Source organism: Streptococcus mitis (assembly GCF_946190285.1).
GTDB classification, from domain to species: Bacteria; Bacillota; Bacilli; order Lactobacillales; family Streptococcaceae; genus Streptococcus; species Streptococcus mitis_CP.
This window is the reverse complement of the sequence record NZ_CAMHZX010000010.1, coordinates 1-14,554: the sequence shown is the minus strand read 5'-3', so window position 1 is coordinate 14,554 and position 14,554 is coordinate 1. Positions and strand designations below refer to the sequence as shown.

Annotated in this window: 9 protein-coding genes and 3 pseudogenes; all 12 read right to left on the bottom strand. The window is 33.2% G+C overall.

Going from position 1 to position 14,554, the window contains the following annotated elements:
* Nucleotides 1-254: 254 nt before the first annotated feature.
* A complete protein-coding gene (locus N8L39_RS09120; protein ID WP_261010782.1) occupies nt 255-1,130 on the bottom strand; it encodes a glycosyltransferase family 2 protein in 876 nt (291 codons plus the stop codon).
* Nucleotides 1,131-1,170: 40 nt separating this feature from the next.
* A complete protein-coding gene (locus N8L39_RS09555) occupies nt 1,171-1,986 on the bottom strand; it encodes a glycosyltransferase family 2 protein (protein WP_419991713.1) in 816 nt (271 codons plus the stop codon).
* 576 nt (nt 1,987-2,562) lie between these two features.
* Nucleotides 2,563-2,961: pseudogene (locus N8L39_RS09550) on the bottom strand (glycosyltransferase family 2 protein); the annotation flags it as partial.
* 11 nt (nt 2,962-2,972) lie between these two features.
* Nucleotides 2,973-3,869 carry a glycosyltransferase family 2 protein gene (locus N8L39_RS09110; protein ID WP_261010780.1) on the bottom strand — a complete coding sequence of 299 codons (897 nt, stop codon included), beginning with the start codon at nt 3,867-3,869 and terminating at the stop codon, nt 2,973-2,975.
* Between the two features lie 14 nt (nt 3,870-3,883).
* A complete protein-coding gene (locus N8L39_RS09105; RefSeq protein ID WP_261010779.1) occupies nt 3,884-5,941 on the bottom strand; it encodes an SP_1767 family glycosyltransferase in 2,058 nt (685 codons plus the stop codon).
* Between the two features lie 27 nt (nt 5,942-5,968).
* Nucleotides 5,969-6,757 (bottom strand): annotated as a pseudogene (locus N8L39_RS09100) (SP_1767 family glycosyltransferase); the annotation flags it as partial.
* Between the two features lie 453 nt (nt 6,758-7,210).
* Nucleotides 7,211-8,206, bottom strand: a pseudogene (locus N8L39_RS09095) (sugar transferase); the annotation flags it as partial.
* Between the two features lie 100 nt (nt 8,207-8,306).
* A complete protein-coding gene (locus N8L39_RS09090; protein ID WP_261010778.1) occupies nt 8,307-9,203 on the bottom strand; it encodes a glycosyltransferase family 2 protein in 897 nt (298 codons plus the stop codon).
* Entirely contained in the window at nt 9,193-10,944 is a 1,752-nt protein-coding gene (locus N8L39_RS09085; protein WP_261010777.1) for a glycosyltransferase family 2 protein, read from the bottom strand. Before N8L39_RS09085 ends, N8L39_RS09090 begins: the two co-directional genes overlap by 11 nt.
* Nucleotides 10,945-10,983: 39 nt before the next feature.
* Nucleotides 10,984-11,862 carry a DapH/DapD/GlmU-related protein gene (locus N8L39_RS09080; protein WP_261010776.1) on the bottom strand — a complete coding sequence of 293 codons (879 nt, stop codon included), beginning with the start codon at nt 11,860-11,862 and terminating at the stop codon, nt 10,984-10,986.
* Entirely contained in the window at nt 11,859-13,943 is a 2,085-nt protein-coding gene (locus N8L39_RS09075) for a glycosyltransferase (RefSeq protein WP_261010775.1), read from the bottom strand. The genes N8L39_RS09080 and N8L39_RS09075 overlap by 4 nt, the downstream gene beginning before the upstream one ends.
* 155 nt (nt 13,944-14,098) lie before the next feature.
* Nucleotides 14,099-14,554: LPXTG cell wall anchor domain-containing protein (locus tag N8L39_RS09070; RefSeq protein WP_261039361.1), on the bottom strand; the 456-nt coding region annotated here is incomplete at its 5' end.

The window sequence follows — 14,554 nt, the reverse complement described above, 5'->3', positions numbered from 1 at the left end:
AACAAATTGATTACGGAATTCAGACCAATTTCTAACAATGTTTTAGAAAACTCGGTGGACTATTCCAGATTCAATCTACTATACCATCAGGTATTCTATGATTTTTTTGTTAATTTTTACGTTACTATTATAACAAAATAAGCAGAAAAAATCTGCTTCTGATCCCTTAGGGGAAATAGTGGAGGAAAGATACTTTAGTGAATCAAATAACCTCTTTTTCTTACATCGTCAATTCATTGAACAGATTTGATTTCTTAATCATTATCTATAAGTTCCAATATTTCTGTATATCTCCTAAAAATTTCAGTGTCTTGTAGACCGGCTTCTTTTGCTTCTTCCCATCCCTTTCTTATGTACCCTAAAGTGTTTTCCTTTTCATCAAAACTATTCCATTCCTTTATGGTATAGATAGCCAAACGTTCTAATACATACTCTAACTTGTCTATTAAGAGCTTTTCAGTTACTGTATTAATAATGCTTCCTTCTCTACCTATCCTATATATATACAAAGATTTATTAATATAAGTACTGCGAGATGATTTCGCAAATAATTTATAATTTGTTCGACCGTCTTCTATAAGTTTACCTTTTGGAAACTGAATATTATCAAATAAGCTTCGACTAAAAAGAATACCCCAACTCGTTGTAAAAGCATAATCGGGTCGTTCCAACAAAGGGAGTTTATTAATTAACTCTTTCCCTTCATATGTTTCCTCATAATAGTCATCCCATACATGAACTAAATAATGGTTTTCTTTAACGTCAAATTGTGTATAGTTTGAAACAACGATTTCAGAATCATTTTTTAAAGCAGCTTGATACATATCATCAATATATGTTGGTTCAACCCAATCATCTGAATCTATAAAGGTTAGATACTTACCATTTGATCTTTCAATACCATAATTTCGTGCATCAGATAGTCCTCCATTTTCCTTTTCAAAATAGTGAAATCTGCTATCTCTAGCAACATATTCTTGGCAAATCTCTCCAGATGAATCTGGTGACCCATCATTTATCAATAAAACTTCTATATTTGAATAGGTTTGGTGTTCAATACTATCTAAACACATTCGAAGATAGTTCTCGACATTATAGATTGGAACTATAATACCAACTAATTCTGACATTTTCACTCCTTTGCTGTAATTCTAATGAGTTCTATACTATTTAACTTTCATCCACTAATGATAATATTTCCGTATATCTCCTAAAAATTTCAGTATCCTGCAATCCATTTTCTTTTGCTTGTTGATATCGTAATCTCAAACACCCCATGACATTATTCTTTTCATCGGAATAATTCCATCCCTTTATAGTATAAATTGCTAATCTTTCTAACAAGCATTCTAAAACATCTGTTAAAAGTTTCTCATTAACACCACTTCCGATGCTTTCTATTCCTTCTCGATGGTAGTAGATTTCTTTATGAATATATGCAACTTTGTTTGATCTAAAAAACAATTTATAATTTGTTCGAGAGTCTTCTATCACTTTACCTTTAGGAAATCTAATATTATTAAACAATTCCTTCTTAAACAAAATTCCCCAACTAGTTATATATACATATCCGTTTAATTCCAACGATGGAAGTTCCAATACCAGTTCTTCCCCAGTACACGTTTTCTCATAGTAATCGTCCCAAATATGAACATAATAATTTCTATCACTCTCATTATAGATGGTGTAATGTGAGACAACAGTATCTGCATCATTTCGAATAGCTGCCTGATATAAATCTTCCACATAAGTTAAATTCAACCAATCATCCGAATCAACAAAGGTTAGATACTTTCCATTTGATCTTTCAATACCATAATTTCGTGCATCAGATAGTCCTCCGTTTTCTTTTTCAAAATAGTGAAATCTGCTATCTCTAGCAACATATTCTTGACAGATCTCTCCAGATGAATCTGGTGAACCATCATTTATCAATAAAACTTCTATATTTGAATAGGTTTGATTTTCAATACTATCCAAGCACATTCGAAGATAGTTCTCGACATTATAGATTGGAACTACTATACTAATTAGTTCTCCACCATTTTCTACTTCAATCTCTTTAACTTCATCTGTCAAAAATGGATATTGTCCTTGTTCGGCCAATTCTAATTTTTCACGGACTTCCTTTGCCTCATCAATATAATCATGTTCTTCTAATTGCCCTAATATTCTCTGTAACACATAGCGATACATATTAAAGGAAAGATTGATATCAACCCCTTCTAAATCTTTGGTTGATTTTATTCGTTCTTCCAAAGCTTCGATATAATCTAAATGTTTTAAAGAAAATACACTTGACATTCCATTTTTATTGATACGATATACATATGAATCTACGTTAAAGGTGTATATACTACGAGCCTTCAAATACAACTTCCATATAATAAATTGATCCTCTGCATATTTTCCATAGGGAAAGCGTAGCTCACTGAATAACTCACGTTTAAATAATTTTCCCCAAGCGGTAGAAAAATTTAAAAAGGGAACATCAAACATGGAATCTAGGTGTTGAATAGCTTGAGCACTCGTAAATGATACCAGAGAATCACTAGAAAAGTAATCCTGGTATAGCCAAAAAGTTCCATTCTCAAAACGAGAGAATCCTCCTATCGTGATATCGGCATTAGTCAATCTACTCGCCAAAAACAAATTCTCAAGATGTTTTTCATTTACAAAATCATCCGAATCAATAAAAGTCAGGTATTCTCCCTGAGCCCTTTCTATACCGTAATTACGGGCATCAGATAGTCCTCCATTCTCCTTTTCAAAATAATGAAAGCGACTATCTTTTTCAACGTACTCTCTACAAATATCTCCTGAAGAATCAGAAGATCCATCATTTACTAGAAGCACCTCAAAATTTTTAAAGGTCTGTCCCAAAACGCTATCCAAACATTGTCGAAGATAGTTTTCAACATTATATATCGGTACAATAACACTAATTAATTGATTTTCCATAACTTACTCTCTTATTTTTTTAAGAATAGGTATTCACCATTCTCAGCACATTCCACTTTTTCTCTTAACTCCGCTTCTTCTTTAATAAAGCCTTTCCCTTCCAACATAGAAAGATTTCTCTTCAAAGCAAATTTATACTGATTAAATGCCAATTCCATAGGATAATCTAATTCTGGCATCTCCATTAAGGTATGAATACGTTCTTCAATCGCTTCAATAAAATCCAAGTGAGATAAATTATAATTTTGCGTTAATCCCTTATAATTTACTCTATAGGCATAGACATCTGACTGATAGCGAACAATCACATCACTTGCGAGATATAATCTCCACATAATAAATTGATCTTCTGCATATTTCCCTTTAGGGAAACGGATTGTGTTAAACAAATGCTTTTTAAACAATTTCCCCCATACAGCCGAATAACGAAGAAGAGTATAATCTTCCTCATCATCCATTCCCATAATGGCTTCCTTGGAACTTACTGGATGCAATAGTTCTTCTTTTTGGACTGGATAAAAATAAAACATCCCTTCATCAAATCGACAAAATGATCCTACAACAATATCAGCATTTGTCAAAACACTAGCATAGTATAAGTTTTCAATACTTTTTTCAAACATAAAGTCATCCGGATCACAGAAAAAGATATAGTCTCCACTAGCACAATCTAAACCTACATTACGTGCATCCGACTGTCCACCATTTTCCTTATCGATATAGATAAAACGCGGATCATCTTTTGTCAACTCTTTTGCAATCTTTATACTGTCATCTGGACTACCATCATTCACAATAATAATTTCTAAATTCCTATAAGTCTGCGATAAAATATTATGAATACAATGTTCTATATATGCTTCAACATTATAGACAGGGACAACAATCGATATTAATGGAAAATCCATATATTTACACCTTTCTACTTAGACAAATCTACAACAATTTGACTATTATAACCTTCATCCTCTACAAATTCAATTCCCTGATCAAAATTAAATTCTGCTGTATGCTTATGTTTTAGTTGTACCTTTGTCTCTGCCCCCATTTTCATCCATTCATACTCTGAATCAATATGACCGAGGTCTAAAGCACGATAACCTTGTTGAGTTAATTGATAAGCTAGTACCTTAGCAGTTGGTCCCAATATCAATAAAATCAAGCGTCCCTCTACATGTTCTAAAATCTTTTCTCTAATTTCCTTTATTTTAGAAAAAGCATTATGAGAGGGGCAAATGATCCGCTTAATTGAATTTGCTTTATCAAACAAATCATTTCCAACACCAGACCTTGAAGTTGCTCCTTCTACAATTAGTAAGTCTTTCCCTTCAAACAACTGTTTCATTTTCTCAAATTGTTCAAAGGCACGACTCCTATCTTTGTTGTAAATATAAGGCCTTGATATAAAGGCTGATCCATACCTCTGTGATTGGCAATATTCTCTAAAAAATGGTGCAAAAGCATCTAATTCCCTCTTCCAGAATGTCTCAGAGCTATGATCTTGAGGAAAATTTCCTGTAAAAGCTTCAAAAACTTCTGGCATACAAATTAATATATCTTCCTTATTCGCATTCAATAAAATATCCTTCATACTATTAGACAACTCTTCATTATATTCTTGGAATCCTATATTATAACCATTCATAATATGAATCTCTCCATCCCCAAAACGAATAAGTGATTGTTCCGTTTCCAATAACTGATTCAAGGTTTCATCTATAGTCATGACTGAAATATCAAATAATTCTTCTTGTTTAAATACTTGACGAAATCTATCGGCTCCAATTTCAGAGAATAAACGGATAGCCTCCTCCATCTTTTCTAACTCTTGTCTTAGAAAAAGATATTGAGGTACATTCCCTTTATGAGTTGCATAAAATGAAAAAATAGGCTTATTCATCTCACTCATTCTTTCCAAAATTGCCTCGTTTATATCCCCGTGATTGATATTAAGATAAGCATCCATATTTTCTAGTAATTGATCAAAAGTAGCTGAGATACACTCAGGATGTAGATAAATATTATCTATTTTACCCAGAGCACTTAGCCATGGTCCAAACACCGTATAGGCAGCTATATGGAAGCGATGTTCTGGAAAGCTACTTGCTAAATGTTCAATCCCTTCAAATTGTTCTGTTTCTGTTAATGTAAAGAAATCCAATCCCTGCTTTTCTTTTTGTAAAGAAAATTCCCCCAGATGATGAGCTAAAACTTGGGAAAATTCTAAATTATAAAATTCCCACCATTTTTCACGAAATCTGTAGGAAACAGAACTATTCCATGGTTTTCTATTAGTTGTATAATGAATCACAAGTGGTTCATCCTCTAGGTTAAAATGTTCTGTCCAATGATTATAAAAAGCAACTAAATCATAACCTACCTGAACATTAAATCGCTTATCCAATTCCAACCAATTATCCTGAAAAACAGAGTTCAATATTGTCTGATCTCCATTAAAATGTTCTAATTCCCAATGTTTACTTTTCTCACCTTCAGATAATTCTAAACATCTATCTAAAACAGACAATTCCTTCCACTGTACATTATCAATAAGCATAACACCGGTATTAAAACTACCATCCACATCACGTACAGCAGCTACTGGAAAGCCTTTTAAGTTTGCTAAGAAAAAAGAGGATAAGCTGCCATTAACGATAACATCTGTATCTAGATAAAGCACTCTCTCCCTATCAATAAGGCGAGGAATAAAATACTTAGCATAGGCAATCGGACTAATATGATTTTGCGTTCTCCACTCATCTGAAATCAATTCCATATCAAAGGGAATATTATAAAGTTCCCCTCCCAAATTTCTCACTATACGTCTCATTTTTCTAAACCAGTCAGGCATGATACCTTGATTAATGACGTAAAAATCAACTGATTTATTGTGATACATGATAGATTTCATGGTCACAGTTAATTGTTCTGTATAGGCTTGATCAGCAATCAAAACGATTGCAAGTCTTTCTGGTATCATTTCTCCTCCGAAATCCCATGATTACTACTATTCTGCACTCAAGTCTACAACAATCTGACTCAAATATGCTTCATCATCTGCTAATTCTATTTCTGTATCTAGATTAAACTCTGCAGTATGTTTATTGTGTAATAAAACCTTATTTTCAGCTCCCATCTGCATCCACTCATACTCAGAATCAACATGTCCAATATCAATTGCCTGCATACCCTTAGTAGCAAGTTGATAAGCTAAAACTTTAGCTGTAGGACCTAGCATTAACAAAACTAAACGTCCATCAGCATGGTTCATTATTTCTTCCATTATCTCATTTTTCTTATCATAGGCATGTCGAGATGGGCAAATAATTCGCTTAATACTCTTAGCCCCATCGAACAAATCATTTCCTACCCCAGATCTAGAAGCATAGCCTTCTACGATAAGGATATCTCTTCCTTCCCATAGTTTTTTCAACTTTTCAAACTGAGATTTTGCTTTTGATTTATCTAAAAAATCAATATAAGGTCTGGAAATAAAAGTTGAGCCGTACCAAGTATTTTTACAATACTCTAGATAAAATTCCTCATAATCCTCTAAATATTGCCTCCAAAAAGCTAGAGCATCTGGAACAAAAGAGAAACGGTTTTTTAAACCTTCTTGTAAACCAATAACTAATGTAGGACTGCTCTCTTGATTAAAAATAAATTTCAATTCTTCGGCAAGATTAGGGTCATATTTCTGGTAATTAATAGATTGGCCTAGCATGATTGCAGCCTCGCCATCACCAAATCGAGCTATTGAAGATTGATGCTCCAGAATATAATCAAGTGTTTCATCTATGGTCTGCACTTCAAAATCAAATGGTTTATTGGGCAATTGTTTTGTTTCAGCATAATTCCTAATTGCAGTTACCATAGCATCAACATTTCTGATAGAAAAGAGATACTGTCCTTTTTCCCCATTTTGTGTTTTATAAAAGGCAAAACTAGGAATAGATTTGTCTGACAGGAGGTTAAAAAACCCATCTACTTCCCCACCATAGTTAATATCCAAATATAGATCAGTATTGTCTAATAGTTCCTCAATCTTTTCTGAATCTGAGACTGGATATAGATAGACATTTTCTTTTTCAGCCAAGTTTGTCAATCGTGGTCCCATAAGAGTTCTAGCAGCAATGCTAAAATCACACTCAGGAAGCTGTTCTACTAGATATTCAATTTGTTCCAAATCCTGACTATTTGTAACTGTCAATAGTCGAATACCTCGTGATGTTTGATTGTTACTAATCCCTAATTCAAAAACTGCTTGCAATAAAAATTGTTTTGCAAAAAAACCTTGACTTAGTAAAAAGGAAAAATAACGCACTCTACTACACATTTGAAGATAGGCTTCCTCTGATAATTGTTCCACCAAAAGGTTAGCTTCCTCTAAGTTATCAACCACAAATCCCAATCCTTGCTCTACTATAAAGTCCGAATTAGATAAGGTAGCAGGAATAATGACGGGGATACCTGCTGCTAAATAAGTACTCAATTTATAAGAAACATTCATACTGTAATAATCTATATTTTGTTCCTCATTTTGATGTGTAGTCCAAACCAGTCCAAATCCACCTTTTGATAATTCTAAAAGCATTTCCTCATCAGTCTTCCAACCTGCAATATGAACTTGATACGATAAAGAAAATTGTTCTTCATTTGAAAATACAGTTAGCGGAACTGTCCCCTCCCAAGTTTTTAATTCTGGGAAACGACTTAAATTTCCTGCAAAATAAATTTCTTTTTTAAATATAGGTTCATGTAAGTCCAAATCATGAGGATGATCCCACATTCTTTGGAAGAGCACTTTTTTAACATTCAAACCACTTTGAATCAGTTTTCCTTTCATAGCTTCTGATGGTAAGATGATACTATCTGCCATGTTGTAAATGTTTATATAATCCTGCATCAAGGATTCATTTGCTTTAAACATCAATGGAATCACATCATGAACAAATACTATGATTTTCACATTGAGAAGTTTCAACTTACTTAAAAATTCTCTTTCAAACTCTAGACCATTCCAAGTAGGTGTTTGAAAAATGACCACATCTCCCATTGAAACACTGGCTAGAATCCCGTCTAATCTTCTACTTCTCTCTTCTACAGTTTCAGCTGATGCATGGTAAAAATAAATCCCTAACTCTCTAAATCCTAGTTGACTAGCTATCTTTTGAACAGCATTTTGAGCAATGGTTGCTGTACTTTCTCGAGCCATCCCATACAGATTGGTAATATGGATTTTCATTATTCTTCACTTTCTGATAATTTATTGAAATTCAAAATTTTGTCAGCAATCAAAAATACTACCCTTAGTATAATTAAACTCTCATACACAAAATTTTTCTCTATTCAGTATTTCCCAACAAAAACAATATTTCTTTTAACCACCTAACCATTTCATTAGTTTCTCCCAGTTCTTCTGACAATTTCACCTTACAGACTTTCATATATTGCATATAGTCGGGCAGATAATTAACTATATCCATTCCTCTAGCAGCAAGCATAGCCAGAAAAATTAAACGTTGCTCAATATTATTTCGAACATTTTCTGCTTCATAATGCTTTGAATTATCATTACTAGTTCGGTAAATATATGTATCTCTATTTACATAAACAACTTTGTTAGCTATTAGAAATACTTTACTCCAAAACTCCATATCTTCACCATAGCCAGTAGAGATGTTAAAACGAATATATTCCAGTATATCTCTAGAAACCAACTTACAACTAACAAAATTATAAGTACTATCATATCCATATAACCAAGGTAAAGAATCAATTAATTCTTCATTTGTAAACACTTTTCTGTCATATCCTCTTTGATAAGAATGCACATAATAGTTGTTGTCATCCATATTGAATTGTTTATAAGTAGAAACAGCTACGTCTGCTTTTTCATCTATCAGAGATTTATACAACACCTCTAAATAATCCGACTCCACCCAATCATCCGAATCAATAAAGGTGATATATTGCCCTTTTGAACGTTCAATGCCTAGATTTCGCGCTGAAGAAACTCCACCATTTTCTTTTTCGAAATAACGAAAACGAGAATCTTTAGAAACATACTCGTTACAAATATCAGCAGAGTTATCTGGCGAACCATCATTTATTAATAAACACTCAAAATTTTGATATGTTTGAACAACAATACTATCCAAGCATTGTCTCAAATAATTTTCTACATTGTAGATTGGAATTACAATGCTGATTAATTCATTTTCCAACATTTTATGATTCACTTCTCCCCTCTAGCAAAAACATAACCTCATGAAGCCACCTTATTGTTCCATATGTATCGTATTCAGGTGACTCCTTTAGTCTCTCAACTTGATGTTTGATTACAGATAAACAACTATTCACATATTTTGATATATCTATACCTCTAACTGCAAGAAATGAGATAAAATTCAATCTTTGTTGAATATCACTACGAATTTTTTCTAATCCAAAGTGTCGATTAACATTATCAACACGATAAACATAGCTATCCCTATTAACGTATACAATTTTGTTAGAAATAAGATATAATTTTAGCCAAAACTCCATATCTTCCCCAAGAGTTGTTTTTTCATTAAAAGCAATCTTATCTAACAGACATTTGCGAACTAATTTACCGCATACAAAACGATATGAGTAGTCAAAAGTGTCTAAAGCTATAAATTCATCAATTAATTCTTGATTTGTAAATACTCTTTTTTCATATCCTCTTTGATAAGAATGCACATAATAGTTGTTGTCATCCATATTGAATTGTTTGTAAGTAGAAACAGCTACATCTGCTTTTTCATCTGTCAGAGATTTATACAACACTTCTAAATAGTCAGAATCTACCCAATCATCCGAATCAATAAAAGTGATATACTCTCCTTTAGAATGTTCGAGCCCCAGATTTCGTGCAGAGGATACCCCTCCATTTTCTTTTTCAATATAACGAAAACGAGGATCTTTAGAAACATATTCTTTACAGATATCTGCTGAATTATCTGGAGAACCGTCATTTATTAGCAAACATTCGAAATGTTCATACGTTTGACCTAGAATACTATCCAAACATTGTCTCAAGTATTTCTCAACCTTGTATATGGGTACTATAATACTAATCAAAGTTTTACTTTCATAATCTGCTATTTTAGATAATAGTTTTTGTTTTTCTTGTTTGTATAACTGTTTATACTGATTATTCTCTGGTACAAATTCTATGTCATGATAATTCAAATGTAAATATTTTATTTTTTCAACTAATAATTTTGTGCCATCACTCTCATCTTTAAAAAACAAGTCATACTTTTCAAATATATTAAATACATCTAATTTTTCTTCTGAAAACTCTTTAGTAGTAATTGAATTTGGACGAACCCTGTAACCGTAGATAACTTTTGGCAATTTAATCCATCTTCTTGAATCACTTACCAACTCTGGAACAACTGCTAAATCTTCAAATATCCACCCCTCTGGAAAAAAATCTTCTGTTAATAAACTTTTTCGAAACAATTTTGGAAAAACGCTAACTCTCAGCTCATTTAATGCCAATTCTCCCAATTTGTCATCCTTGCTTATTAATATTTTTTTCTCAAAATTATGACAGACATTATCCGCTTTTATTTCATCATGGAAATATTCAATCATTCCTTCTATAATATCAACATCATCTTCGATGTGTTCTATTAAAGTTTCTAAGAAATCAGGATAAATATAATCATCACTATCTACAAAGGATATAAAAGTAGACTCTTCTCTAATATGACTAATACCCGTATTTCTAGCCCCACTTAAACCTTTATTAGATTGATTGATTAGTGTGAAACGACTATCCGTTAGATACTCTTCCGCTATTTGTTGTGAGCTATCTGTGGATCCATCATTAACCATAATGCATTCAAAATTTTTATAAGTTTGATTCTGAATACTATCCAAACACTGTCTTAAATAATTCTCAACGTTATAGATTGGAACTATAATACTAATTAATTCGTTTTCCATATACTAACTTACCTAAATTTGATTTATTATATTTCCTGTTTAATCTCTTCTTTTTATACAAAGATTTCCATCATTATAGACTACACTGTTTGATGGAATATCATTTCGAATGAGACAACCTGCTCCGATAATGGTATTATCCCCAATAGTCACTCCTTTTAAAATCGTGACATTACTTCCTATCCAACAATCTTTTCCAACTCTAATCGGCGCTGTAGTCCACTGCCACTTTTCGATCTTTTCAGCGGTATAAATATGGTCGTGGTCGTAAAAACGAACTCCTTCCCCCATCATTGTTCCGTTTCCGATTTCGATTCTTTCCATACAGTTAAAACTACAAGAATTATTGATGAAGACACCATCATGCAGTATTAACTTCCCTGAAGAAACATGGAAATTCTCAAAATTTCTACAAATGACATTGCTTCCCACAATTAGACTAGCTTTTCTATCAATTTGAAATACATTCCAATTTCCATCTTGGATGATATTTTCTTGACAATTGATGCCTACTCTGACTTCATTCAGATACTCTCTCACTCTAGAAACCAATTTATCTGGTGTACTTGATAAAAAAACTTCCTGTTCTTGATTTTCATGGACTGTATTGTCAAAAGCCAAGACCATTTTACCAGCCTGCACAAATTTGGAAACAATAGAATCAACTTCCTGAAAATGATTGATATCTAATAGGATGTCGCACATACTCACTAGAAAGTCAATTTGCTGATCAGTTGTAACTGTCATGAGACGGACATTATATTTAGACTCCAGTACTCTTATCTTTTCAGAAAACTGTACAGGAGCGGCAATATGAAAACAAATATCTGGCAAGTTTTCTAGGAGATAATCTAACTGCTCAATCTGATCGCTTACAGTTAAGATTAGAGCATCACCTCGCACAATGTTTTTTCTCATTTATTTAACTCTCTTATTCTCTCTATCATTTCTGAAACTTGATCAATCTGATATATCTCTTGGTTCGCTTCATACGTTTTAGTATTCTCAAATGCTAAAATTGGTTTCCTTTGGGAAATAAATTGCTCTAATATTTCTGTTTCCTTCTCACCATAGTTGATATCTAAAAGAAGCTGACAAGTTTCTACCAATTCTCTATCCAATTCCTCCAAAGATACTGTTCCAGAATAGACAGTAACGTTTGGATACACAACAAGTCTAGAAAGATTCTCATTAACGATTACTCTTGCTGCGATCTTAAATTGCACTTCTGGTAAAGCCACTATTAGTGTTTCCAACTGCTCAATTTGATCTGAAGCTGTATAAATCAAACAAGAAAATGGAACTTTTAGAGGATAAAGATGTAATTTTTTAAGAGAATGTAAATGATGATTTTTTCCTAACTCTGTCCATTCCATATCATGGTAATACCACCAAACATCACGATAGGTTTGTCCAGCATGTACCTGCCAAGGCTTTCTTTCTGATAAATAATGGATAATCCCTGGATATTCTTGACCATTTGGAAAACGATAGTTTGCGAAACGTTCATGAATGACAATATGATTATTATCAAAATCTAGTTCTAGCCATTTATTTTCAAAAAGCATATTTAAAATACTTTGGTCAGCCTGATCCACTTTATCATGCCATTCATTGGTTAAATCAATCAACTTTTGAGTTATATTCTCTTGCTTCCAAAGAGCATTATTAATCAAGAGAACACCTGCATTAAAGATTTCTCGACCAAAATAGACTCTGCCTCCAAAATCTCGAATAGCAGCCAAAGGATAGTCCTGTAAATCTGTATCAAACAAGTCATCTAGATTTTTCGTTACGACTAAATCGCAGTCCAAATAAAGAGCTTTGTCTTCTTTCACGAAATCAGCCACGAAATAACGCAAAAAAACAGTGTAACTGATATCTGTTTTGTAACGTGAAATTTGCTCAGACGTAACCCTGCAATTGATAATTTCTGAATCAAACTTTTCTAATCGCTTATTCAATTGTTTCAACCATTCATTTGGAAAATCACTATTAATCAGATAGAAACGAATTGAACGATTATGATAGCAAATAGACTTAATAGTCGTCATGACCTGCTCGACATAGGCATAATTTGCTGTCAAAACAATTGCTTTCTTTTCCTTTTGCTCCTGTATAGATAACTGATTTAAAAGAGTTCTTTTCATTTCAAACTCTTTATACGTTGCTGTATCGGATAAGCCACTAGCTTGACCGTTCGCGAGACTGACTTCTAACATCTGCCGATAAACTGCCAAGTGTTTCTCAAGAGGATAACCCATATTAGCTAGTAGAGTAATACGTTCAGACATAGCATCAACCAAGGCATGCATCCACTTTTCTGTCCAAGTGTTTGTAATACTTCCACTTCTCTGGCGATATGCGTACAAACCTTTATTTAAATAAACTACTTTATTTACAGATAAGTACATTTTTTGATTAAAATAACCATCTTCGCCGAGTTTACCTTTATCAAACCGGAGATAATCAAACAATTTCGCTTTATAGAGTTTGCCCCAAGCAGATATCAAAGCAAAACTCTTCATTTCTTGAGATTCATATAAGTTTTCAAAAATAGAAATATTGTCATATACTTTCTCATAGTAGGAATCCCCATATATATGGAAATAATATGTTTCCTCATCTTCATTGTAAGAATAATAATTTCCAACAGAAATATCTGCCTGATACTCAATTATTTTTTTGTAAAGGATTTCTACATAATCTAATTCAACCCAATCATCAGAATCAATGAAAGTTACATAGGAACCAGTCATCTTGTCCAGACCTACATTTCTCGCATCTGATAAACCACCATTCTCTTTTTCAATATAGACAATTCGATTATCTTTTTGTGCATACTCTTGACAAATTTCACCCGAATTATCTGTAGAACCATCATTGATTACAATTATCTCAAGATTTTTATAAGTTTGATTAATTAAACTATCCAAACATTTTTCTAGGTAATTTTCAACATTATAAACTGGTACAATTACCGTAATTTTTTCAGTCATGTAATCGTTCTCCTTTCCTACTATTATAACATTTTTTATGCTATTTTTCTGTCTCCCTTAACTTTTAAAACGCAAAAAATCCCCTGGATGATTTTTCATCCAAGGGATTTTTCATAAATCGAAATAACAATACTTTCTATGTATTTTTAATCCGATTATTCTTCATCATCACGTTTACGGCGTTTTGCAAACAGACCTAAACCAGTCACAGCTGCCAAAGCTCCAAGAAGTACAGATGATTTGGAAGCTTCTGTACCTGTATTTGGCAATTGCTGTCTTGACTTACCTGTTGATTCTGATGGTGTTTCAGAAGATACTGTGTCTATTGATGCAGATGCACTTGTTGACTCAGACTCAGAGGCTGGTGTGCTTGCGCTTGTTGACGCTGAGGTAGACGCTACAGCACTAGTCGATGCTGAGGTAGATGCTACGGCACTGGTTGAGGCGGATGTAGACGCTACTGCGCTTGTTGAGGCTGACGTAGACGCTACGGCGCTTGTGCTGGCTGAAGTAGAGGCTACTGCACTTGTTGAAGCTGAGGTAGACGCTACAGCACTAGTCGATGCTGAGGTAGATGCTACGGCACTGGTTGAGGCGGATGTAGACGCTAC

Bases quoted from the DNA above. Each gene is read 5' to 3' on its own strand.
- N8L39_RS09120 (WP_261010782.1), bottom strand. From the start codon at position 1,130: ATGTCAGAATTAGTTGGTATTATAGTTCCAATCTATAATGTCGAGAAC.
- N8L39_RS09555 (WP_419991713.1), bottom strand. From the start codon at position 1,986: ATGTGCTTGGATAGTATTGAAAATCAAACCTATTCAAATATAGAAGTT.
- N8L39_RS09110 (WP_261010780.1), bottom strand. From the start codon at position 3,869: ATGGATTTTCCATTAATATCGATTGTTGTCCCTGTCTATAATGTTGAA.
- N8L39_RS09105 (WP_261010779.1), bottom strand. From the start codon at position 5,941: ATGATACCAGAAAGACTTGCAATCGTTTTGATTGCTGATCAAGCCTAT.
- N8L39_RS09085 (WP_261010777.1), bottom strand. From the start codon at position 10,944: ATGGAAAACGAATTAATTAGTATTATAGTTCCAATCTATAACGTTGAG.
- N8L39_RS09080 (WP_261010776.1), bottom strand. From the start codon at position 11,862: ATGAGAAAAAACATTGTGCGAGGTGATGCTCTAATCTTAACTGTAAGC.
- N8L39_RS09075 (WP_261010775.1), bottom strand. From the start codon at position 13,943: ATGACTGAAAAAATTACGGTAATTGTACCAGTTTATAATGTTGAAAAT.